This window comes from Gemmata algarum, assembly GCF_034097035.1.
GTDB classification, from domain to species: domain Bacteria; phylum Planctomycetota; class Planctomycetia; order Gemmatales; family Gemmataceae; genus Gemmata; species Gemmata algarum.
Window position 1 is genome coordinate 195,103 of record NZ_JAXBLV010000001.1, and the last position, 23,813, is coordinate 218,915.

16 protein-coding genes are annotated in these 23,813 nt (G+C 65.6%); 12 read left to right on the forward strand and 4 right to left on the reverse strand.

Annotation, left to right across the window (positions count from 1 at the left end):
• Positions 1–534: 534 nt before the first annotated feature.
• Entirely contained in the window at positions 535–699 is a 165-nt protein-coding gene (locus R5W23_RS00820) for a hypothetical protein (RefSeq protein ID WP_320684686.1), read from the reverse strand.
• 23 nt (positions 700–722) lie between these two features.
• On the opposite strand from R5W23_RS00820, the gene R5W23_RS00825 reads away from it, so the two are divergent.
• The 5 genes from R5W23_RS00825 to R5W23_RS00845 all read left to right on the forward strand — a co-directional run bounded on the left by R5W23_RS00825 (position 723) and on the right by R5W23_RS00845 (position 9,299).
• Positions 723–1,748, forward strand: coding sequence for a DUF1559 domain-containing protein (locus tag R5W23_RS00825; RefSeq protein WP_261187010.1), 1,026 nt, complete (start codon positions 723–725; stop codon positions 1,746–1,748).
• Between the two features lie 493 nt (positions 1,749–2,241).
• A complete protein-coding gene (locus R5W23_RS00830; RefSeq protein WP_320684687.1) occupies positions 2,242–5,094 on the forward strand; it encodes a hypothetical protein in 2,853 nt (950 codons plus the stop codon).
• Positions 5,095–5,183: 89 nt separating this feature from the next.
• Positions 5,184–5,813: an RNA polymerase sigma factor gene (locus R5W23_RS00835; RefSeq protein ID WP_320684688.1), complete on the forward strand. Its 630-nt coding sequence runs from the start codon at positions 5,184–5,186 to the stop codon at positions 5,811–5,813.
• A gap of 107 nt (positions 5,814–5,920) precedes the next feature.
• Positions 5,921–8,188 (forward strand): serine/threonine-protein kinase, encoded by a 2,268-nt coding sequence (locus R5W23_RS00840; protein ID WP_320684689.1) that lies wholly within the window; start codon positions 5,921–5,923, stop codon positions 8,186–8,188.
• Between the two features lie 94 nt (positions 8,189–8,282).
• Positions 8,283–9,299: a CsgG/HfaB family protein gene (locus R5W23_RS00845; protein WP_320684690.1), complete on the forward strand. Its 1,017-nt coding sequence runs from the start codon at positions 8,283–8,285 to the stop codon at positions 9,297–9,299.
• A 122-nt stretch (positions 9,300–9,421) separates the two neighbouring features.
• Here the strand turns inward: R5W23_RS00845 and R5W23_RS00850 are convergent, their stop codons facing one another.
• Complete coding sequence (locus R5W23_RS00850; RefSeq protein ID WP_320684691.1) at positions 9,422–12,070, reverse strand: PAS domain S-box protein; 2,649 nt, start codon at positions 12,068–12,070, stop codon at positions 9,422–9,424.
• Positions 12,071–12,791: 721 nt separating this feature from the next.
• Here R5W23_RS00850 and R5W23_RS00855 point away from each other — a divergent pair.
• From R5W23_RS00855 to R5W23_RS00880, 6 genes are all read left to right on the forward strand, one after another.
• Entirely contained in the window at positions 12,792–13,409 is a 618-nt protein-coding gene (locus R5W23_RS00855; protein ID WP_261187004.1) for a response regulator transcription factor, read from the forward strand.
• 242 nt (positions 13,410–13,651) lie between these two features.
• A complete protein-coding gene (gene rlmN / locus R5W23_RS00860) occupies positions 13,652–14,800 on the forward strand; it encodes a 23S rRNA (adenine(2503)-C(2))-methyltransferase RlmN (protein WP_320684692.1) in 1,149 nt (382 codons plus the stop codon).
• Positions 14,801–14,852: 52 nt separating this feature from the next.
• Positions 14,853–15,518, forward strand: coding sequence for an RNA polymerase sigma factor (locus tag R5W23_RS00865; protein ID WP_261187002.1), 666 nt, complete (start codon positions 14,853–14,855; stop codon positions 15,516–15,518).
• A 17-nt stretch (positions 15,519–15,535) separates the two neighbouring features.
• Complete coding sequence (locus tag R5W23_RS00870) at positions 15,536–17,275, forward strand: anti-sigma factor (protein ID WP_320684693.1); 1,740 nt, start codon at positions 15,536–15,538, stop codon at positions 17,273–17,275.
• Positions 17,276–17,493: 218 nt separating this feature from the next.
• Entirely contained in the window at positions 17,494–18,789 is a 1,296-nt protein-coding gene (locus R5W23_RS00875) for a metallophosphoesterase (protein WP_320684694.1), read from the forward strand.
• A gap of 204 nt (positions 18,790–18,993) precedes the next feature.
• Positions 18,994–20,109, forward strand: coding sequence for a zinc-binding metallopeptidase family protein (locus tag R5W23_RS00880; RefSeq protein WP_320684695.1), 1,116 nt, complete (start codon positions 18,994–18,996; stop codon positions 20,107–20,109).
• 38 nt (positions 20,110–20,147) lie between these two features.
• Here R5W23_RS00880 and R5W23_RS00885 read toward each other — a convergent pair whose 3' ends face one another.
• Positions 20,148–20,564 carry a carboxypeptidase regulatory-like domain-containing protein gene (locus R5W23_RS00885; protein ID WP_320684696.1) on the reverse strand — a complete coding sequence of 139 codons (417 nt, stop codon included), beginning with the start codon at positions 20,562–20,564 and terminating at the stop codon, positions 20,148–20,150.
• A gap of 29 nt (positions 20,565–20,593) precedes the next feature.
• Positions 20,594–21,589, reverse strand: coding sequence for a DUF1559 domain-containing protein (locus R5W23_RS00890; protein ID WP_320684697.1), 996 nt, complete (start codon positions 21,587–21,589; stop codon positions 20,594–20,596).
• A gap of 282 nt (positions 21,590–21,871) precedes the next feature.
• Between R5W23_RS00890 and R5W23_RS00895 the strand changes: the two genes are divergently transcribed.
• Complete coding sequence (locus tag R5W23_RS00895; RefSeq protein ID WP_320684698.1) at positions 21,872–23,797, forward strand: redoxin family protein; 1,926 nt, start codon at positions 21,872–21,874, stop codon at positions 23,795–23,797.
• The last annotated feature ends 16 nt before the right edge of the window (positions 23,798–23,813 follow it).

A 23,813-nucleotide genomic window follows, 5' to 3' on the forward strand; every position in this document is an offset into this window, starting at 1 on the left:
AGTTGCGTCTCAAGGGGTGGCTGGTGATATTTCTTGGCAGCGACCGACCAGCGAACTGGTAGCGAATTGCCATCGGGCTGACAGCGATTGTCCAGTTGACACCCCATCAGGCGAATCCCACCGCCCCAAGTGCGATCGAGAGAGCACGAAGATGTCATGAGTCGCCGGTATGCAGCGCGTCATCAGAATTCGCTCACTCATTTGAGTTATTTGGAACCGTCACCGCTCCCCTACTGAACTGATGGCACGCTCACACCCGCCGCTTGTCGGCTCACGGAACAACTCTTCGTGGGCATGATTTTGGTGCTTGAGAGGCAAACCCAAACTCTCATTAGACCGTATGAACAATTGCAATCGACTTTCGACGTAAGTTCTGAATTGGTTTGATGCAGTGGAGATGGTTTTCAGGAACCTATCCGTCGCAAATTCTTTTCGAACATCGATTTAGGATTTCACCAGCCAAACACACCCGGCACCCTGAATACTGGAGGAATACAAGTCGCATTCACAGCGTGTTCTCCACCTGAATTTTCATCAATTTAAGTTCAGATCCCGCAGATACTTGCGACGACTATTTCGCTTAAGAGCCACATCTGTCACAAAAAATGTGACCCGTTCTTTTTTCACCGACCATTCATTATGTGGCTTTGCATCGTCTCGCGGGCGCGGCCATTGCTCCATATCGCTTGTTTCGCTCATGTTTCTTATCCGTGAGGGCATGTATGAAGGGCTTTCTCCGATCCCGGCGTACCGGCTTTACGCTCATTGAGCTGTTGGTAGTTATTGCAATCATCGCCATCCTGATCGGCCTGCTCTTGCCGGCCGTTCAGAAGGTCCGCGAAGCCGCCGCGCGGACGAAGTGCCAGAACAATTTGAAGCAAATTGGGCTGGCGATGCACAACTTCCACGATGTCTACAACGGTTTCCCGGTGGAAGGGTCGACGCAGGGGGTAAGTTGGCCGATCCGCATCTTGCCGTATATCGAGCAGGGTAACGTTTACAACTTGGTGTTCCCGCTGTTCCAGACGGCAATTAACACCGAGAACACGGCCCGGCAGGCCGGCAACACCTCACCGTGGAACGCGGCCGGCGCGCAATACGCTGCCGCCGCGAAGCAGGTGAACAGCACCATGACCGTCGGCATTTTCTTGTGCCCAAGCCGGCGGGACAAGGGTGCCGGGCCGAAGATCGACTACGCGGGCGCTTACGGCGGCGGCATCCGGACCGGTAGCCTTTCCAATTACGGGAGCACACTCGGGTTCAGCACCAGTGGCGTTTGGGCCAACGGGGTTCTGGACGACGGCTCGGCTGGCGGGCAAGGTCAGGCCGGAAAAAGCCAGACCATTGTTAGCATGTCAGCTGGGTCGTCAAACATCATCATGATCGCCCACAAGTCGATGAATATTCAGGACTACGGCAACCAGAACACGTACAACCAGGACACCGGCTACGCCCACACCTGGCTGACTGCTAACAACGGGAGCGGCGGAGGCTTCGCGGACCACATGCGGTGGGCGGACGCGGGCGGTGGCGGAAGCCACGCGAAGAAGGGTTACATTCAGGACACGAACAACGTGGACGTGAACCATTTCGGCGGGCCGCACTCGGGCGGTTCCCCGGTGGTGTACTGTGACGGTTCGGTGCGGAACTACCAATACCAGTACACGGACTCGTCCGGGCTTGATGATTGCGCCATGTTCCAGGCGATGCTGTGGTACTCCCGGCCGATCGTTATCACCCCTCCGTAAACCGTGGCGGAAGACTTAAAACGAGTCTTATCCCAGCGCAAGCCGGTCGCCACAAGTTGGTCCCCGGCTTGGTTCGTTCTTGGTGCTGCCGTCGGGCATGTCTTTGAGTTGTCGGGCCGACGGTGACGTTCTCGGTCCGAACGTAAATGCGTCGGGCGTGTGACCAACCGGTGGCACGGCCGACGCATTCTCGTTATCCGGCCGATATTTCTGCACCCAAGCAGCGATACGAATTGTCAGAACGCCTGACACGGCACACACAGCGGGAAGCGCTTCAGAAAACCCGCCGACTCAACGCACAGAACCACTACGAGAAGTAAAATACGCCACATCCGGTTCGAACGTCTGCCTCGAATTGGTGCCCGCGCAAGGCGCGGGAGTAATGTCGTCTACTGTTCATCGCGTTCACGCTTCCGGTGCCATCCGTGACCTGAAAACGGCTCGATGCGACAGGATTAGGCGTGAGTCGCCGTTCGCCTTCAAGGATCGCCGCGTGCGCCCGAGTCTCGTCGTTCTGATTTCGGCCGTTCTGTCTACCGGGCCGGTGCGTGGGGCGGACCCGGTGTGCGCTCTGCTGGACCCGGACAAGCACCCACGCGCCACCCTGTTGGAAGCCCGATTGCTCTCGCAACCGGGCGCCACCTGGGTCGAGCGCACCGCCATCGACAAGGTTCTCAAGGAACAGAAACTTCAGACCCTTCTTGCGCCCCAGGGCGTCGGCGACCGGGTCCGGCTTGGCAAGCTGCTCAAAGCCGATTTGCTGGTGACCGTTCGACCGGTCGCGGGGAGCGGCCCAACCGCCCTCGAAGTGATCGTCAGCGAGACGGTGGGCGGGTTGCGGCTGGCGGCCAGCGCCGTGCCCGTAACCGGCGACGCCGACGCCGACGTTACGGCGCTGCTCGCGGCGGTGCGGGCGGGCGTCGTGAGGCACGGGGAGAATATCACGCAAGTGGTGGCCGTTCCGCCGTTCGTCAGCAACGACCTGGAACAAACGCACGACCACCTGCGCGGCGCACTGGCCAAACTGGCCGAGGCCGAAGCGCTCGGGCGGAAGGGCGTGGTGGTGGTGGAACTCGCCGAGGCCGAAGCGCTCGCGAAGGAGCTCGCCCTGGCGGCCCCTGGCACCAAGCTCGAGCGCCCGGCCCCGGTCTACCTCTTGGGCGAGTACCGGCACCAGGGCCAGGGCAACGAGCGAACGATCACACTGAAACTCCGCGCAGAGCGCGCCGGTAAACCGGTCGGCAAGCCGGAAACGTTCACGCTGAAGCCCGACGCGATGCCGGGGGCCGTGCGCAAGTGGTCGGCAGGAGCGATCGACGCGGGGACCGATGGCCCCGGCCGACAACCCGCCGCTCCCGCAGCCGAAGCCGCGCAGCTTGCGGCCCGCGCCAAAACGGCACTACGGCTCGGCTACTGGGAGGAGGCCGTTGCCCTGGCCGAAGCGGCGCTACTCGTCGATCCGATGCAGCTCGACCTCCACGTGTTTGTGATGATCGCTATCGGCGATCCGCTCCGCAAGATCCACTTGCACGAGCTGAGTTCCAGGACGGACGGCCTGAAGGCCTTTCGCCGGTTCCTACTCCTGTACCGCCGCGGCCTCGAGCATTTGGAGGCGTTTATCGACGCCGGCGGCGACCCGTCTCGCCATACGATGCGGGGAACTGGCGTCGAGCAGTTGTTCTTGTCGTACTTCCGCGGTCAAGCCTACTATTTAAGAACCGAACTTGTCACAAGGCACCTGCACGCCCCGGAGGGGCCTGCGCTACTCGAAGAGGCGCGGCAGTTCGAACGCGCCTTGTTCGCCCGGCTTTTAAAAGCTCCTCAGGTCGCGAACGCGTCCCAGGATGTTCACCTACAGTTCGTTGCCCCCCTCCTTCACAACCTATCGGCCGCCGAGCAATACGCCGTTGTCGAACGCCTGCTCGCGGGGCTACCCGACACCCCTGCCTCGGTGGAAAAGGCGCGCTGGTACCTGATCCTGGGGTTTGATGCGTTCGACCAACCCGAGCAGGGCCGGCCGCCGGTGTTCAGAACGGGACCGGCTTACGAGGCGTTCAAATCTCGCATCCTGAACGAGCAATTCCGGTTCGCAGCCGTGGCGAAAGATGAACTGGCGCGCGCTGAAAAGCGAGAGGCGGATTTGAAGAAGTACCGGCCCCCTGCTCCAGCCACGACAAACGCGCGCGACGTTCGACTAACGGCTGTTAAGCCGGAACTCCCGGTTCTCCCGAACGGGCCGGCCCGGCCGCTCCTCGGACTCGTGGCGGCCGGCCCGAATCTCGATGTGGCGTGGGACGGAATGGCCGTTTACGTCACGAAGCAGAAGGGGCACTTCGAGCGACTGGCCCCATCCGCAACGTGGCCGAGCTTACCCGAAAGCGTTATTTTCGACGGAAAGTACGTGTGGGCCTCGGGCATGGACGTGAACCCCAAAATCGGGGTCACCGGCTGGTTCTTGACGGCCACAGACCCGGTTGCGGGTAAGACCTGGAACCTGACAAAAACGGACGGGTTGCCCGCCCCACCCGCGCTGACCGAGGTTCAGTGGCGCAGTGAGCGCCCGCTGGCCATCGCGGCGCTGGGACCGGGGCACGTGTGCGTGGCCGGCGCCGCGGACCGCGCCTGGGTGGCGACGTTAAAATTCAACCCCGCTACCGGCGGGACCGCAAAGGTGCTTCACGAAGCGAGAGAGGCTCCAGACCGGCTCGAGAAGGAGCAGTGGAAAAAAACGAACGTGAAGTTCATGCCGGGGTCCGTCCGTGTCCTCACGGGCCCGTCCGCAGATGGCCAAACGGTCACCCGTATCGTGGTGGGTCGGAGCACCAACGACACTCCCGAACTCAACGTGCGACCGCTTATCATTGATCCCGATCGAGCGACCACGGAAGTGTTTCTCGGCGCGCAAGTCCCGGCATTCGACCCGCGAGCAGGGAACCGGGGTAAAGGTCCTATGGTCAACGGAAAGATGTTCTTTCAAGAACCGAATCTGTACGACGAGCCGCGGCTAATGCGGCTCACCGTTCCCGGGCCGGTGAGCGAAGTGGTCGCCACCGGGTTGCCGCGCAATGTTTGGTTCATTCATCCCGACGGCCAGCGGTTCCATGTGATCGAGCGTGTGTTCATCCCCCCACCTGCCGGCGCACCGCCCCTGGCACGCTGGACATCCAACTGGTGGGTGGTGGAACCGGGAGCAACCCGCGCCCGGCTCGCCGCTTCGGGGTTGCCGCACATTAGCTGGGTCGGGACCAGTGCGCACTACGGGCTCGTTGCCTTGGGCGACCCTGACGGCTCCGATCGCACAACCAACTTCTACACGGTCGAGGTTGCCGCACCGGCCGGTAAATGAGCCACGACCCTGGCAAACGTGCCAGGGTTCTGAAGTCGGCCGACGCACTTGGACTTTGAGCCGGGAACGGGAAACGACCGAATTCAGTTATGAACCCATCTCATACGACGGGCGCGGCCCCCGGGTCCACTCAGGCGGGCCTGATCGCCGGCGTTCAGCAAGGCGACCCGAGCGCCTGGCACCAACTCACGGCCGTCTACGGGCCGCTAGTTTACGGATGGGCACGACGGGTCGGGCTCCACAACGAGGACGCCGCCGACATCACGCAAGAGGTGTTCCGGTCGGTCGCCGCACGCGCGTCGCGGTTCCAGCACGGCCGTCCGGGCGACACCTTCCGCGGGTGGCTCTGGACCGTCACCCACAACAAGCTCCGCGACTTCTGGCGGCAGCGGGCCGTTCGCCCGCAGGCGGCCGGCGGGACCGACGCGCAGGACCGGTTACTGCTGATCGCAGAGAGCGGCTCCGACAGCCAGCCCGGGCTCGCGGCCGAAACGGAAGGGTTGCTCCGGCGGGCAATGGAACTGGTGCGGGCCGAGTTCGAGCCGCGGAGCTGGGACGCCTTCTGGCGCGCCGCCGTCGAGGGGCACCCCGCCGCGGACATCGCACGCGAGCTGGGGATGACCGCCAACGCCGTTTACATCGCCCGGTCCCGCATCCTGAACCGGCTCCGCGAGTTACTCGGCGACGACGCCGCCGAAATCGGTGGTTCCCCGCGGTGATCGGCGGTTGCCGACCGGAGTTATCCCGCCGCAAGAACACGTGAAAGGTTGAGCCGTTATTCAGGTTGAGCGGTCACGGGAGCCGTACCTGTACCCCGGCAGCGATCATGCGCCACGTCGCGTTCAACGCCTGTTGCCCGGACCGCGACACGTGGTCCAGCTTTTACGCGGGCATGGTGCCCGCCGGCGCGATCGACGGGCTCGTCGAACACCTCGACCACTGCCCGACGTGCCAGGGCGTACTCCACGCCCTGGCCGGCGAGACGGTGGGACAGGCCGACGCCCTGTTCGCGAACCTACAAGGCGCACCCAGTAACGCGGACGCTTACGAGGCCGAGGCGGAGTGCCGCCGGGCGGTCGAGCGTGCCCGGTTGCTGGTTCCAGGGGAAGTGAGCGAGCCGGCACCGATCGCGCTCCCGAGTCAACTCGGGGAGTACCGGCTGCTGCGGCTGATCGGCCGCGGCGGCATGGGGAACGTGTACCGCGCCGTACACGTCCGGCTCGGCCGCGAGGTCGCTCTCAAAGTCATTCCACCGGAGCGGGTGCGGGACACGGCGCTGGCCCGGTTCCAGCGCGAGATGGTTGCCCACGGGAAGCTCGACCACCCCAACGTCGTCCGAGCAACGGACGCCGGAGAGGCCAACGGGACCGCGTTCCTGGTCACGGACCTAGTGGACGGGATCGACCTCGACGGGTTGGTCCGCGCCTGCGGCCCGCTGCCGGTTGCGGACGCGTGCGAACTCGCGCGGCAGGTCGCGGCCGGCCTGCACCACCTGAGCGGTCACGGCCTTGTTCACCGCGACGTGAAGCCGTTGAACCTCATGCTCGACCGCGGGGGCACGGTCAAGGTGCTCGACCTGGGCCTCGCAGCCCACACCGACCGGGGTCTGCCCCCGGCCAAATCCCGCACGGCGGACACCGCCCTGACAAGTGACGGGCAGATCCTCGGCACGTTCGACTATTTACCTCCTGAACAGGCGAACCCGGTCGGTACGGTTGACGCCCGTGCCGACGTGTACGGCCTCGGGTGCTCGCTGTACTTCCTGCTCACCGGTGCCGCGCCGTACGAAGGAACGGCGCACCTCACGCCGCGCAGCAAGGTTCTCGCCCACACCGTGGGACCGGTGCCGCAGGTCCGAAGCACCCGCCCGGACGTGCCGGAGCCGCTCGCGCGGGTTCTGTCGCGGATGCTGGCAAAAAACCCAGGACACCGGTTCCCGAGCGCCGACGCCGTTGCCCACGCGCTCGCGCCGTTCTGCGCGGGCGCCGATCCGGCGAGCCTCTTGCGCCGCGCGGGGCTCGAACCGCTTCCGCCCGCCACCCTTCCCTTACCGGCCGCGGTTCGAGCCCCGCGCGTCAAGCGTGTGGGGCTCGCGGCCGGTGCGGTCGTCGCGCTGTTATTCGTTGCCGGCGCGCGCCAGTGGCTGGCGTCCGCAACGGTCTCTCCCGCCGAACCCCAGGTGCAACAAACCGAGCCACCGAAACCGCAGGATCCGAAGCGCGTGGCCGCTCGAGCCGTTCCGATCGCGCTGTTGGGGTTCGATGAGCGCGGCGGGGCGGTCGACGGGCTCGGTGCCGCCGTGAGCGACTTGCTATTCGCGAAACTGGCCGCCAAACCCGGGCTCCATCTGGTCGACCGCACGGACCTGAAAAAAGCCCTCGACGAACAGCGGCTCAGCCTTTCGGGCGCGGTCAGCCCTGCCGAAGCCGTCCGGGTCGGGCAACTCGTCGGAGCCAAGCTGATCGTCACCGGCTCGGTGGTGCGGGCGGACCGCCGCCTCCACCTCGTTGCCAAGATCATCGGCACCGAAACCACGCAGGTCATTGGGGCACCCGTGTCGGGCGCGATCACCGACGACCTGACCGCGCTGGTCGAGCGACTCGCTACCGCAGTCGAGGACGCGGTGAGCCGGCACGGCGACGAGTTGCTTCCCGCTCCGGTTCCGGTCGCGGACCGGATCGCCGCGCTCAACAAACGCCTCGGCGGCGCCGCCCGTCCGGTCGTCGGCGTATGGACGACCGAACGTGAGTTCGGGTTGCCGGCCGGAGGGGCGGCGGCCCGAACCGAGGTCACGAAATTCGCAAAAGAAACGGGGTTTGAGGTTACGGACCCGGGGCGTGCGGCCGTCGTCATCACCGGCGACGCGTTCAGCGAGGTGATCGGCCGCGCCGAGGGCTTGGTGAGCGTGCGCGCCCGGGTCGAGTTGAAGGCGACTGATCGGAAAACCGGCAAGATCCTTGCGGAGGACCGGCAAACGGCGATCGCGGTCGATCTGGCCGATGCGGTCGCCGCACACGCGGCGGTTCAGAGTGCCACGGCCGAACTCGTTGAACGGTTACTTCCCCAGTTCGTCACCCCCGTCCCGAAACCGTAAGGCCGCGCCCACCAAGCGGCACCGTGATTCTTTGGTGCCCTCCTGAAGCACCTTTCTGGACCGGGCCAGAACAACCCGTGTGGGAGACCGAACAATGACGAGGGTGCGCATCGTGCTCGCGGTGTCTGTGGCGCTGGTGTGCGGCGTCCTGCCGGCCCCGGCCTTCGGTCACGGACCGGACAAGGCCATCGATAAAGCCAACGACAAGCAGGCCAAAGGTGGGAGGAACGAACCCGGCCTTCCAGTGGCACTCCTGGGTTTCGACGAGCGCGGCGCCGGCGTAACGGGGCTCGGCCCCAAGGTCGCGGACCTGTTGTTTCTGAAGCTGACGGCCCAACCCGAGTTCTTCCTGGTAGACCGGGCGGACCTAAAGAAGGTGCTCGACGAACAGTCGTTGAGTCTGACCGGCGCGGTCAAGGCCGATACGGCCGTGACGGTCGGCCAACTCACCGGAGCTAAATTGCTCATCACGGGGTCGGTGGTTCAGGTGGACAAGCGGGTCCACCTGATCGCCAAGGTCATTAGCTCCGAGTCCGGCCGTGTGGTCGGGGCTTCCGCCGAGGGCACGCTGTCAGACGATCTTGAAGGGCTGGTCGCGCAACTCGCTCACGGGATCACCGGGGTCACAATCAAGCAGCGCGACCGCCTCGTGCCCGCACCGGTCCCGGTCGCAGACCGGATCGCCGCGCTCAACCGCAAGCTCGGCAAAGCCGCCCGCCCCACGCTCGCGGTGCGTGTTATCGAACGACACGTCGGGCAACCGACAGCGGCGCCGGCCGCACAGACGGAGGTCACCAAACGTGCCCGGGATTTGGCGTTCGAGGTGATCGATCTTGACGCGGGCGGCGAGAACCGTGCGGACGTGTTCGTCACCGGCGAAGGGCTCAGCGAGGCGGCCGGCCGCGTCGGGCCGCTGGTCAGTGTGCGGGCGCGGGTCGAACTAAAAGCGATCGACCGCCGAACCGGCAAAGTGCTCGCGGTGGACCGGCACACGGCGGTCGTGGTCGATTTGTCCGAACAGATCGCGGGCAGGACCGCGATCCAAAGCGCGGCCGCACTCCTGATCGAGCGGGTACTCCCTCAACTCGTTACGGCGGAAAACAAAAGGTAACCGCAGACCTGCTTGCCATCGGCAACCAAACCCGAGAGCGCGACTCGAGTCGTCGTGTCTGTGCCACAACGGTACCAGCCCAAAACAGACACCCGCAACCGGATCGTGAAAAAGACGGCCGGTTAATCGGCACCGACGACGGGTAGCGTGAACACGAACACGGCTCCGCCGCCGTCAGCCGAACGGACACTGAGGCGCCCACCGTGCGCCTCGATGATGCTCCGGCTAATCGCCAACCCCAATCCGGTGCCCTGCTCTTTGGTCGTATAAAACGGCTCGAACACCCGCTCCAGTTCGTCCGGGCGCAACCCCGCGCCGGTGTCCGCTACTTCCACCAGAATGCCTTCCGCCACGCACCGCGTCGTAATCTCAACCCGGCGCGCCCCGGCGGGCGTGCCGGCCAGTGCCTCGGTTGCGTTCCGCAGCAGGTTCAGCAGCACCTGCTCGATCTGAATCCGATCGACCTGAACCGGCGGCAGCCCGGCCCCCAAATCGAGGGTTACCGCGACCTGATGGTACCGCAGTTCCGGACCGGCGAGCGCGAGGGCCTCGCGCACGGTGAAGTTCAAGTCGGTCGTGGACCGGTGTGGCGCGCGCTTGCGCATGAACTCCCGCAGACGGCGGATGATGCCCGCGGCGCGCTCCGCCTGGGCCACCGTCAGGTCGAGTACGTCGGCCACTTCGGCCGTCGTGCCCGTGCCCCCGCGGAGCCGCAGCGCGCCGCCGCGACAGTAGTTGATTACCGCCGTGAGCGGTTGGTTCAGCTCGTGCGCCAGCACCGCCGCCATCTCGCCGACCGCCACGCACCGGGCCACGTGCGCCAGTTCCGCCTGGTGCTGGTGCAGTTGCTCCTCGGCCCGCCACTGCGCGGTGGTGTCGGTGAGCGACGCCACCACCGGGTATGGCGCCCCGGCCCCCGGGAGTGCGTGAGCGTTGACGACGAGACGAACCGGTTCCCCGTCCCGGTCCACGACCAGAACCACCCCCACACACGCGCCCCCGGCCAGCCGGGCCAGCTCCCACGGGAGCTGGTCCGCCGCGACCGACCGGCCGTCCGCCCCCCGAACGGCGCCGAGCAGGCCACCGGGGTTCGTCCCGAGCAGGCGGTCAGCCGTCACGTCGAACAGCCGCGCGGCACTCTCGTTGGCCTTCAGCACGCGCCCGGCCGTGTCCAGCAGCAACACCCCCTCGTGGAGTGCCGACAGGATCAGCCGGTTACGTTCGGCGCTCTCGCGCAGCGCCCGCTCCTGCCGCTTGCGCACGGTGATGAACTGCACTGCGGACATAACCAAGTCGGGGGGCACGAACGAATACGATACGAGCACATCACCGTCCGGCCCGGCCGGCCCGATCCAGTCCAGCCCGGCCCACCAGAACTCGCACTCGAACGCGCTCCGCTCCCGAAGGCACCGCGCCACGCTCGCCCGGTGTTCCGGCTGGTTCTGATGCAGCTCCGAGAGCCGGCGCCCGAGCACCCGCGTGATTCCCCCCGCGGTGAGCCGCCGGGCCGCCTCGTTGCAATCGGCAAGCACGAAGTCCGCCCCGTCGGCCCGCCAGCACGCGGTCGCCAGCGGTGAGTTCTGGAACAGGTCACGGAAGCGGGACTCGCTCGCGCGCAGCGCGTCCGCGGCGAGAACGCGGTCGGTCACATCCCGGCCGACCGACTGAAACCCGGTCACTCGCCCGGCGTCGTCGAAGAATGCGCGGTTCGTCCACTCATGCCACCGCAGTTCGCCACCGGTGCCGATTACCCGATTCTCGACCGAGGCCACGGGCCGCCCAGGTGTGAGCGCGGCGAGGTGCCGGGCGACGTACTCCCGCTCCGGTTCCGGGATCAGCTCCCAGAACTGGCGCCCGAGCAATTGCTCCGGCGTCCGGCCGAAGTACCGGCAGTACGGGCCGTTGACGTAAGTGAGGGTGCCGTCGGGGAGCGCCCGACAGAGCAGCTCCGTTTGGGCCTCAACGACATCGCGGAACCGCAACTCGCTCTCCGCCAGCGCGCGCTCGGCGGCGCGTCGGGCGGTCACGTCGTGGTGAACCACGACCGCGCCGCCCTCTTCGTTCGGAAGCGGTGTGACGACCGCCCGGTACCACCGAACGGCGGCGCCGCTCGGGCACGGGTACTCGGCCGCGAACCGGTCCGCGGTCCCGGTCAGCACCGCGGCCAGCCCGCCGCCCACCTCGGCCGCCGCTACCGAGTTCGGCCCGGTCGCATGGCGACAGGCGTCCAGATAGTTCGCCCCGACCGCACAGCGCTGGGGCGGGCACCCGACCACGCGAGCGTACTCGTCCCACCCCGCGCTAGTTGCGACGATTACCCCCGCGCGATCGACGACTGCGACCAATTCGTCGAGCGCGCGCACTACGGCCCGACCCAATACCGGCTCGGTGCCACGAGCGGGTGCAACCGGTTCCGCTCGAACGATCGCCAGCACCGCCCCGCCGTGGAACGGACGTAACACGACCTCGACGGGAAACTCCGTGCCGTCCTTGCGGCGCCCACGGATGCCCGGGCGGCGGCACATGGCCCGAACCTCCGGATCAGCCGCGCATGCGAGCCGATGCCGCTCGTGGTCGCGCCGCGCGCCGTCGGGCACAAGGGCTTCAAGGCGAACGTCACGCAGCCCCCCGGGGCCGTACCCGAACAGGACCTCCGCGGGACGGTTGGCGGAGCCGATCACGCCGTCAGGGCCGACGACGAGGACGCCATCGCCCAGCGCATCGAGCACGAGTTCCGCCGAGGGGTGCAAGGGGTTGGTGGTGTCTGGCATAACGTGGCAGGGCCGCAAAGCGCAGCGGTGGGGTCGCTCCGGCGCAACCGAGAGCATCGGAACCGCTCTACGAACGTAATACCAGGGGCGACTTGAGCGTGAAAACTCAGGGCAATGCTGAACCGCAGCGACTAGGAAGAGGTCTGGGTCCAGCTCCCGAGGTTGTACTTAAAAGTATGACTTTCAGTCGGCCGGCGGTACGAGAAAACGCGCGCGGCATGAGAGGGCCGCGTTACGAAGTGTTGGTCCTTCCTTGACGGCGGATACAAACGGTTCGCGCCGGGGGCGAACTCGTTCCTGTTTCGTGCGGGCTCTCACTTGGTGAGCCTGGAACCATGCGGGGTTCAGGCCCGCTCACAATAACACCAGATTGATCGCCACACCTTGCAACAGATTCTCGCGTGCCTCCGCCTTTCACACTTTCTTGCACGGAGCTGATCGACATCAACAGATGCACCGTCTTCGAAATCTTGCCACCTGACCGCACTCACGAGCAGGCCGGGCCTTCGGTTACTCCATCCGCCCAAATGAACAGTCCGGGCGCTGCACGGTAGCGGTTGTGCGGTCTGGGCGCACCTTCTGGTGACTCCACACACCGGCCGAGTGGCGGGATCAGTGTTTCTCCCGACACAAGAGTTGTGTAAAGTGTACCCGCCCACCCGCAAGCAACGCCCGCGCAACGCCGGCCGAGGCACGCACACCCGTGTCAGGTGCTCCCCGCATGATGTCGGCTTTCCCGACCGCAACAATTTTCGTTGTCGACGACGATCCCAACGTTCGCAAATCTCTGTCCTGGCTGTTCACATCCGTGAACCTTCCGGTGCAGTCGTTCGACACCGGAGAGCAGTTCTTGCGGGAGGTGGGCACCGAGCAACCGGGGTGCGCGATTCTGGACCTGCGGATGCCCGGGTTGAGCGGGTTGGCGGTGCTCGAACAGCTGGCGAACCGCGAGATCGGCCCGCCGGTTGTACTCACCACCGGCTTCGGGAGCGTGCCCACCACGGCCCGCGCGATGCGGTCCGGTGCGATCCACGTCCTGGAGAAGCCGTACGACGACCAAGAAATGCTCGACACGGTTCACGAGGCGCTGCGGTTGGACGCGGAGCAGCGGACCCGGCGCGCACAACGGATCGCTATCCAGGCCCGACTGACCGCACTCACCGCGCGCGAGCGGGAGGTGCTCGACCTCGTTGTCGCGGGAAAGGCCAACAAGGTCATCGCGCGGGACCTGGCGGTGAGTGAGAAAAGCGTCGAGTTCCATCGCGGAAACATGATGCGCAAACTCAAAGTCGATAACATTGCCGAACTCGTCCGCCTCGTTCTGACCAGCGGCGCCTGAGCAAGCGACGCGACGCAGCGTACTCGAACGAACGCCTACGGCCGCACCGGCGTCTTGAGCGGTCCGCTGGCGCCGCGAGCGGTGATGCGGGCGTTAGATCGGCGTTACGAATTGCAACGCCCGCCGTTTCGCAACGGATCGGGGAGAGTGCGGAACACGCTCCCGCCATTAAGAACCTATCGCGGGGCCGGCCCCGGACCGGGCGCTTCCCCGGCACACGTCACCGGCGTACAATAGCAGCTATGTCTTCGACGCTGCCGATTCTCGAAACCGATTCCGTTCCCGCCGGCACGGGTGAGCGGTGCTCCCCGCACGCCACACCCGGCATCCTTGATGTCCCGATCGAGGCGTTGCGCGGGTGGCTCGCGGAACGCAACCACCCGCCGATGCGGATCAACCAGATCCGCAAGCAGATCCTGGCGAACCGGGCAACGGCGTTCGAGGACATGTCCGACCTCCCGAAGGGGTTGCGGGCCGATCTGGCGGGCACCCATCGCGTGTTCTCGATGTCCGTGGAGCGCCACTTCGCCGCGTCCGACGACACGCACAAACTCGTGCTGCGTCTCGCCGACGGCCGGATGATCGAGGCCGTGCTGATTCAGGACGACGGCCGCGCGACCGCGTGCATCAGCACGCAAGTCGGGTGCGGGATGGGTTGCGTGTTTTGCGCCAGCGGGCTCAACGGGGTGGTGCGCAACCTCACCGCCGGCGAGATGGTGGAGCAGCTCGTGTTGCTCCGCAACCTGACCGACGCGAACACCACGAACCCCGGGCGCGCGCAGCGGCTCACCCACATCGTCGTGATGGGGATGGGCGAACCGCTGGCGAACCTCGACAATCTGCTCGACGCGCTCGCCGTGGCGGGCGACAAGAACGGGCTCGGCATCGGCGCGCGACACGTCACCATTTCAACTGTCGGGCTGCCGGCGAAGATTCGCAAACTCGCCGAAAGCGGAAAACAGTACCACTTGGCGGTGTCGCTCCACGCGCCGAACGACGAGCTGCGCACGCGAATCGTGCCGACCAACGACAAGGTCGGGATGGACGCGATCCTGGCCGCCGCGGACGAGTTCTATGAGAAAACCGGACGCCAAGTGACTTACGAGTACGTTGTCCTCGGCGGGCTCAACGACCAGGCCCCGCACGCGCGTCAGCTCGCGGGACTGCTGCACGGGCGGCGGGCGCACGTGAACCTGATCCCGTGGAACGCGGTCGAAGGGCTGCCGTTTAAGCGCCCCGCCGAGGCCGACCTTCAGTACCTGATCGACACGCTCCGCCGCAGCGGGATCAGCGTAAAGGTGCGGAAGCGGAAGGGGTCGGAGATCGATGCCGCGTGCGGGCAGTTGCGCCGCCAGGCCGAAGCCGCACTCGGAGGGGAGCGGTCGCAATAGCCCGCGCCCGATCGTTGCGGCACCGCCCCCGTCACCCCGAACCACTGGCGAAATGGCGACCGGCCAAACCAGCGCACAGATGGCGCTCCGCGACCCGGACATCCGGCTCATGCTCCGGGTCAGGGGCGACGACGGCGCCGCGTTCGCGGAACTCGTCGAGCGGTTCCAGCACCGGCTCGTCGCCGTCATGCACCACCTCGTCGGGAGCGCGGAGGAGGCCGAGGACCTCGCGCAGGAGGTGTTTCTGCGGGTGTACCGGACCCGCAAGCGGTACACCCCGCGGGCCAAGTTCTCGACTTGGCTGTTTACCATCGCCAACAATCTGGCACTCAACGCCCTCCGGAACCGGAAGCGGCGGCCGGTAATGCCGCTGGAGGTGCAGGACTCCGGCCCGGTTGGGACGCGCCCCGCGGGGGCGTTCGTGCCGACCCGCGACGAACCGCCCAACCACAACCTTCAGCAGCAGGAGCTCGCCGGCGTTATCCGGGACGCACTCGAGGGCCTCAACGAGCGTCAGCGCATGGCGATCGTGCTGAACAAGTTCGAGGACATGAATTACGCAGACATTGCGGACGTGATGGGGCTGACCACCAAGGCGGTAAAGTCGCTCCTGAGCCGCGCGCGCGGCAAACTGCGTGAGGCCCTGCAAGGTTACATTTATATGGATGGCGCCGTTCCCCCCGGGGTGGGAGACGACGACGAAAACACCGAACCGTGAGCGCTTGAGGGAACCTTATGAGCGCTGACCGTACCGAGCCCGACGACGGCCCACCGCCCGACCCGTTTGAGGCCGATTTGGTCGCGTACCTGGACGGCGAGCTCGACCCCGCCGCAGCGCGGCGTGTCGAGGACCGGCTCGCGGAGGACCCGGCGGCCCGCGCCCGCGCGGCCGAGCTGAAAAAGTCGTTTGACCTGCTTGATTACTTGCCGACCGCCGGGCCGTCGCCGAACTTCACCACCCGCACGCTCGAAAAGCTCCCCGCGGTTCGGCCGCCTGCGTCATCGGGTACGCGACCCCGGCCGGTCGAGCCGTCCCCCGTAGGTACGAGGTCCGGAGCGAGTCCGTTCGTTTCGACCTCGATGCCGATTCCACTCGACGACGCAGACCGGCCGCACCGGGGCGCCCGCCGCTGGGTGCCCGGCGCGGCGCTCCTTGCGGCGGTCGTACTCGGCGTGCTCGGGTACCTGACTACCGGCGCGGCGCGGTCACTTCTATCGCCACCACCGCGAGACAAAGAGGCCGAGGAGGCGAAGTCGGACGCCGACAGCCGGGTTATCGCCCTGTTGCCTCTTTACGCGGTCGCCGATGATTTAGCCTTTGTTCAGGAGCTCGCAAAACCCGAGCTGTTCGGAGACGACCCAGCCGTCGATTACGATCCCGTGCTGAAGACGCCCGCACTCGAGTTGCCCGAGAGCCAGAGCGGGAGGCCGCACGGCCCGCTGGCGAAAGCGTTCCGCGGGTTGCCGCCCGCACGGCAGGCGGAACTGTCGAAGCTCGACCGCGACCTGCACGCCCGCGAGCCCAAGGAGCGCGACCGGCTGCTTCGCACGTTGGAGGTGTACGCGATGTGGCTCGACCGGTTGCCCGAGCCCGAGCGCCGCGGGGTGCTCGGCGCGGCAACTCCGACCCTACGTCTCGGGATCGTCCGCGACCTGCGAGAACAACAGTGGGTCGATTCGCTCCCGGCCCCAACGCGGAAGAAGGTCGATTCGCTCACCAACCCGAAAGAAAAAGCAGAACTGCTCGCCCAACTGCGGGACGAGGAGGAGGAACGCCGCGAGCGGTGGCAGTTCCTCCGGGGCCACGCCGAGGCGGTCGCGGCCAACCGGTCGCCCTGGCCATTCGACACCAAAACCGGGCGCGACGAGGTAACGGAGTTCGCCCGCACGGCGTTCAAGTGGGACGACCCGAAGCGGTCGCGGTTGACGCCAGATGAAACCGCCGAGTACCGCCGGGCACTCGCGCTGGCCACCAACGAGCAGACCTGGGTGCTGTACGGCTGGACCGTCTACGAACTGAGTAAAGCACACCCCTATCTGCCCGAGCCGGCCGATCCGAAGTCGATGTTGACTGAGATGAGTGACCTGCCCGATTCGGTGTCGCGCCTGTTGAAAAAGAATGCGGCGTTCCGGCTCCGTTCGGCCATCGGTAAGTGGCCGGAGTTCCCGATCGAGTTGCACCGCGAGTTGAGCGGACCAAAGGGCGCCTCGGCGCCGACACTCGGCCCGGCGCGTGTCGCGGACTTTAAGGAACCGGTGCGGCACTTCGCCGAAAGGGAGCTGTTCCGCCGACTGACCGCAGAAGAAAAAGCGGCTCTGCACAAGCTGGAAGGGAAGTGGCCCGAGTACCCCCGCGAGTTCGTGCGGTATGCGACTAAATACGACCTGTCAGTCCCCGGCGTGATGCTCCCGGGTTCGCCGAGGAAGTGGGAGGCAACCTACAACACTCGACTTGGAACACGAGGCGCGAACTGATACGCGACCCTGCTTTCGCGCGGTGTGGGGACGGGAACGGGTTTCGTTGTAGCTGATGCCAACACCTGGGCCGCCAACCGAAACGTCCCGTGTCCCGTGTCACCTCCGTTCAGCCGGCACGAAGGTTTAGTGAATCTGCCATCGCGGCATTGCTGCGACACCTCACTTCAGCTACGTATCCCCTCACACCCTCGCCCTTACTGCGGAACGCTGCGCACATGAAACAGTTCGTCCTGGGTCTGGCCACCGCCGGCCTGCTCGCCGGCGTCGTCCTGCTCTCGCGAGCCGGAACCGCCACCGACAGCGGCACCCGCGCCGACGACAACAGCGCCGTTAAGATCGAGGCCGGGGACAAGAACCCCTGGACCTCGCTCAAGCTCAACAACGACCCCGACCAGTTCACCTTCGCCGTCGTCTCGGACCGCACCGGCGGCCACCGCGAGAAAGTGTTCTCGCGGGCCGTGCAACAGGTCAACTGGCTCCAGCCCCAGTTCGTCATGTCCGTCGGCGACCTCATCGAAGGTTACACGACCAAGGAAGAGGCCATCAAGGAGCAGTGGGACGAGTTCGACGGGTACGTGAAGCGGTTCCAGATGCCGTTCTTCTACGTGCCGGGCAACCACGACCTCACCAACAAGATTCAGGTGACGAAGTGGGGCGAGCGCTACGGCAAGAAGTACTACCACTTCACCTACCGCGGCGTCCTGTTCCTCTGCCTCTGCTCCGAAAACCCCGACTCGGACGGCATGAGCACCATCGATAAGGCCCAGCAGGAGTGGGTCGCCAAGACGGTGGAAGCGAACAAGGACGTGAAGTGGACGTTCGTGTTCCTGCACAAGCCGCTGTGGGTGGCGAAGGATCTGGAGAAAAACGGCTGGGCCGCCGTTGAGAAGGCCCTGGCCGGTCGCAAGCACAACGTGTTCGTGGGTCACGTTCACCGGTATCAAGTGTTCGAGCGTAACGGCACCCAGTTCTACCAGCTCGCCACCACCGGCGGCGGCAGCCGGCTCCGCGGCCCGCAATACGGCGAGTTCGATCAGGTCATGCTGGTGACCATGAAGAAGGAAACGCCGGTTCTGGTGAACGTCGACTTGGCCGGCGTCCTCCCCACCAACCTCCAGCTCCCGGACAGCGACGAGAAGGGGAGCATCCGCAAGAAGGTGGCCACGTTCCCGGTATCGGGCAAGGTGAAGCTCGACGGCAAGCCGCTCACGGGCGCAACCATCACGTTCCACGCGTTCAACAAGACCACGGAGAAGTACAGCCCCTCCTGCGACACACTCTCCGACGACGCGGGCCGGTTCGGGATGTCCACGTACACCAAGAGCGACGGCGCCCCGGCCGGCGAGTTCACGGTCACGGTCGTGAAGACCGCGAAGGGCGGGTATTACGACGGCGAGATCCCCGAGAAATCGGTGCTCCCCGAGAAGTACGCGGTCGCCACCACGTCACCACTTCGGGTCACGATTAAGGAAGGCACCAACGACGTGGAACTGGAACTGGATTCCAAGTAACCGTGTCGCGCAACCTCGGTCTCGCAGTCAGAATGGGCGGGGCCTGACCAACTGGTCTTTCGAGCGGTGGGCCACCGGCGCGAACCCAATAATTGGGTTCGCGCCGGTGGCCCACCGCGTTACCACTGACGGCGCGGCACGCGTTTCGCTTCGAGAGTTATGCACCGCGCCCGCTTGGGGTGCTGCGTACATGCCGAGAGCCCCATGAAGGTTTTCCACTGCGACCACTGCGACCATCTCGTGTTCTTCGAGAGCGTGATGTGTGTGGTCTGTGAACACACGCTCGCGTACCTCCCGGACCTCGGCGTCACCGGTTCCCTCGACCAGAGCCGAGACGGACTCTGGACCTCCCCACTGGAACGCGCGCGGGGCAAAACGTACCGGCTGTGCCAGAACTACACCGAACACGCCGTGTGTAACTGGGCCGTACCGGCCGATGACCCGGAACCGTACTGTCAGTCCTGCCGGCTGACGCGGGTCATTCCCAACCTCGCGAACCCGGCAAATAAGACGGCGTGGTACAAGCTCGAACTGGCCAAGCGGCGGCTCCTGTACACGCTGATTGCACTAAAGCTGCCCCTTGTCAGCAAGGCGGACGACCCGGCGGGCGGGCTGGCGTTCGAGTTCCTTGCCGACCCCGAAGACCCGTCCCTCCCGCGGGTTCTCACCGGCCATGCGGACGGGCTCATCACCGTCAATTTGGCCGAGGCCGACGACGCCGAGCGCGAGCGGCGTCGGACCCAGATGCACGAGCCCTATCGAACGGTGCTGGGGCACTTCCGACACGAGGTCGGGCACCACTATTGGAACGTGCTCATCCGCGACGGCGGACGCCTCGACTCGTTCCGCGACGTGTTCGGGGACGAGCGCGCGGACTACGGAGCGGCGCTCCAACGGCATTACGCCGATGGAGCACCTTCGGACTGGCAAAACAACTTCATCTCGGCCTACGCGACGGCGCACCCGTGGGAGGACTGGGCGGAAACGTGGGCGCACTACCTCCACATGGTGGACGCCCTCGAAACGGCGGTCGGATGTGGCATTTCGATCCGCCCGCGCCGGGCCGACGAACCGAGCTTGAAACCGGACACGAAGGTCGTGAGCCGCACGCCGTCGGCGTTCGACGCGATGATTGCGAGCTGGCACCCGCTGACGTACGTGCTGAACAACCTCAACCGCGGTCTCGGTCAGCCGGACGGATACCCATTCGTCATTTCTGAGAAGGTGATCGAGAAGCTTCGGTTCGTTCACGATGTCACAACCGCTCCGCAACCGGCTCCGAAGCGGACTCCCCCCGCCGCAGCGGTTGCGGTCGCATGAACCGTGTCCCGAACGGTGCGATTCGAGACACGGTTTCGCTACTTCATCTCGAAGTCGAATGACGCGGTGGCCGCACCGGCCTGGACCGTTGCTTCGAGCCCACTGGTCTTGGGGTCGTGGTACTTTTTCGGGATGTTCGGGTACTCCGCCTTCTTCATGTTCGGCGCGACGTACCCCATTCCCGGCTTGTTGGGCCGCGGCGGGCGCACCGCGACCGCGTAGCGACCGGGCGGCAACCCGACCCCACGAGCCACCTGGAATGCGAACGTGCCGTTCGGCTCCAGGTCCGCAACGTATGTGGACCCGTCCGGACCGTCGAACACGACCGTGCCTTCTGCAACCGGGACGCCGCGGAACGTGACCTTCCCGGTCGCCGCCCCGAGCGGGGGCTCGGAATCGCATCCCGCGCCGAACGCCACGCACGCTGCTACCACGCACCATCTAACCGTCCGCATGTTTCGTACTCCTCTCGTGTGCGCGTGGCTTAGAAGTCGTTCAGCACCTGCCCATCGTCCCGGTCCGCCAGCCGCTTGAGCGTGAGAACCGGGGTGCTCGCGGTCAGCGATCGCACCGACCCGTCCGCCAGGGCGACGTTGACCGAACCGCCGGCGTGGGCCGACTGGAGCGGACTGTTACCGCCGCACTGCCCTCCCGAGTTTGCTAGCGACGCGTCCTTGCTGATCGGATACCGGACCGTCGTCAGGTTGAAGATGCGCGGCTCGCTGGTGCTCGAAAACGACGCCGCGATGCCCATCACGAACCCGGTTCCGCACGAACTGCGGCAGTCCGCCTTGGTGCCGTTCGCCAGGGTGCAGTAGTCCGACTGCTCACCGATTACGACCGTGTTCGAGGTTCCGTCGGTAATTTCGAGCACCCCGATCTGCCGCTTCGGGATCAGCACGCCGCCCGAAGACACCATCCCCGTGTCGTAGTACGGGCCGGCGTAGGTGAACGTGGAGGAGTGGTCCGAGCTGCCCGCGATGCCCACGTAATCGGACACGAACACCTTGGTCGCCGCGGACAGGTCAGTGAGTGGCTGGAACGGACTGGACGGGCACTTGCCCATGTTCAGGACGAAGCCGTTGAGCCGGGTGCGGTTGTACGCGTTGGACGCCCCGTCGCCCTCGTGAATCCACCCGGTGGACTGGTACTGGGTTCCGCTCGCGTTACCGGTCTTGTCGAGCCCCGCAAACAACGGGTCCTGCTCCAGGTACGGGAGCAATGAGAGCCAGAACGAGTGCCCGTACCACCCCCCGGTCGGGCAGCCGACACTCCCGGCCGGGAACTTCTGGTTGGCGTCGTGGTGGTTGTGCAGCGCGAGGCCGACCTGCTTCAGGTTGTTCTGGCACTTGAGACGCGCCGCGGCCTCGCGGACCTTTTGAACGGCGGGTAAGAGGAGCCCGATCAGAATGGCGATGATCGCGATCACGACCAACAACTCGATGAGCGTAAAGGCACGGGAGGACCGTCGCGGTGCCATATGGCCTCGCTTGATGAAAGGGGCGTGTCGGTGGGGAAAATGAGCCAGGAGGTGTTTGCAATTGTGCGCGCGGTAGCGTCCTGTCGCAAGCGCTTTTCGCCACGAGTCGCGAAGTGTCATTGGACACTCATAACTCGAACTTACCACGGGATGAAGTGCGCCCCGGGCACCGATTGACGCAGAGTTCCGCGAACGCGAAACCGTTGCCCCGGCCGGCGCGTATCCTAACCACACGCCGCGCCCGCGTCCGTTCGGGCGCCGTAGCCCTGTGGAGACGTGCGCATGCGTCGGTTGGTCCCTCTCGGCCTCACGGCGGCGGTCATCGCGGTGGTGGCGGGCCTCGTAGGCACGCCCGTGAGACAGCACACCTCGGCGGCTGATCCGCCCGCCAGCACGGACCGGCTCAATAAGGAAATCGACAACCTGAAGCTCTTTTCGGCCGATGGCACGGCCCTTGTCCTTCGCGACTTCGCGAAGGACAAGGGCACCGTCGTCGTGTTCCTGTCGTTCGACTGTCCTGTGTCCAACAGCTACGCCGCCACCCTGACCGAGTTGCACAAAGTGTACAGCGCCAAGGGCATCGGGTTCGTGGCCCTTGTGCCCACCGACGACGCCGCCGAGAAAATCACCAAGAAGGCGGGTGAGTTCAAGCTCCCCTTCCCCGTCCTGTCGGACAGCAAGCTCGTCGCCGCGGAGGCGTTCAAGGCGACCGTCACGCCGGAAGCGTTCGTCCTCGACCGCAACCACGTCGTGCGGTACCGCGGGCGGATCGACAACCAGTATTACGGACGGATGAAGAAGAACCCGCAGATCACCGAGCACGACCTGCGTGACGCGCTCGAGGCGGTGGTTGCCGGGAAGTTAGTGCCGGCACCGGCGACCCGCGCGATCGGCTGCCACATCGACCCGAAAGAGCGAACGGTCACCTCCGACGCCGTCACCTACCACCGCGACGTCGCGCCGATCCTCCAGAAGCACTGTCAGAGCTGCCACCGGCCGGGCGACGCCGGGCCGTTCGCGTTGCTCAGCTACAAGCAGGCGGTGAACTGGTCCGCGGACATCGTCCACTACACCCAGAACCGCGACATGCCGCCCTGGAAGCCGACCGCAGGGTTGGAGTTCGTCAACGCCCGCACCCTCACCATCCGCGAGTTGGACACGCTGGCTCAGTGGGAGAAAAACGGCTGCCCGGAGGGCGACCCCAAGGACGCGCCGGCCCCGCCCAAACTCTCAGACGGCTGGCGGTTGGGCCAGCCGGACCTGATCGTCGAAATGGGTGAAGAGTTCCAGGTCGGCCCGACCGGTAAGGACGTGTTCCGGTGTTTCGTTCTTCCCACCGGTCTCAAGGAAGACAAGCACGTCGTTGCCTACGAAGTGAAACCGGGTAACGCGGCGGTGCTCCACCACTCGCTCAACTACTTCGACACCACCGGGAAGGCGCGGAAGCTCGAAGCCGCCGAAAAGGCACGCAAGAAAGGCGCGGACGAGACCGACCACGGCCCTGGATACCCGGTCGCGATGGGCGTCGGCTTCATCCCGAACCAAGCCGACGCGCCCCGCCCCTCGGTACCGGCCGTCGGGATACTGGGCGGCTGGGCACCCGGGCAGGGCGGCACGACGTTCCCAGACGGCTGCGGCATCCTGCTGCCGAAGGAGGCGGAACTCGTGCTCCAGCTCCACTACCACCGGACGGGGAAAGTGGAGAAGGACCGCACGAAGATCGGGTTCTACTTCGCGAAGAAGCCGGTAGAGAAGCCGTGGCTCATGCTCGGCGTCGGCGGGATGTCGTTCCTGGAGTCGATCCCGGCGAACGAGGCGAACCACGTGCAGAAGGGCTCCGCCTGGATCACTGCGGACGCGAACGTTCACAGCATCATGCCGCACATGCACCTGATCGGCAAGAGTATCAAAATCACCATGACCCCGCCGGACGGGGGGCCGAAGCTGCTGCTGGAAATCAAGGACTGGGACTACAACTGGCAGGAGTGGTACTGGCTCGCGAAGCCGCTATCCGTTAAAGCCGGAACGCGGTTCGACGTGGAAGGGGTGTTCGACAACTCGGGCAAGAACCCGAACAACCCGAACAACCCGCCGAAAGCCGTCTGGTTCGGCGAGGAGACCACGAGCGAGATGCTGTTCGGGTTCCTCGGCGTGACGCCGGCGGGCAAAGAGCGCGTGCGCCTGTCGCGCACCGAGTTGAAGAAGTAGGAACGCACACGAGGCC